Consider the following 402-nt stretch of genomic DNA (forward strand, 5'->3'; position numbering starts at 1 on the left):
CCGAAGTTCTCTTCCCATACGCCCACCCACAGGGTGCGGCGGTGCGGCTGATCCAGCCAGGCCATGAACGCGTCCATCAGGCGTGCACCATGGCCGCCGTTCTGGTGTGCGGCCAGGATGTAGAACCGCTTCAGTTCGATGTCGCCCTCGCATGCATCGGCATGGGGCAGGGTGTTGGCGCCGGCAGCCAGGTAGCCGACCACGGCGTCACCGTCCATCAGCAGCCAGATCGCGCTGCGCGGGTCGGACAGTTCGGTGCGCTGCGGTTCGCTGCTGTAGTGCGCCTGCAGGAAATCATGCAGCTCCTGCGACGGATAGGAATCGCCCCAGGTTTCGTTGTAGGTGGCGATCGCGATGGCCGACAGGACGTCGACATCGGCCAGGGTGGCGCGGCGGATCTGC

Annotated in this window: 1 protein-coding gene; it reads right to left on the bottom strand. The window is 65.9% G+C overall.

The genetic code is table 11. The annotated features are described in order from the left end of the window. Positions 1-402, bottom strand: a 402-nt coding sequence (locus EN850_RS33905) for a GNAT family N-acetyltransferase (RefSeq protein ID WP_136092959.1), incomplete at both ends; no start/stop codon positions are given.

It is taken from the genome of Mesorhizobium sp. M8A.F.Ca.ET.207.01.1.1 (genome assembly GCF_004794715.1).
GTDB lineage: Bacteria > Pseudomonadota > Alphaproteobacteria > Rhizobiales > Rhizobiaceae > Mesorhizobium.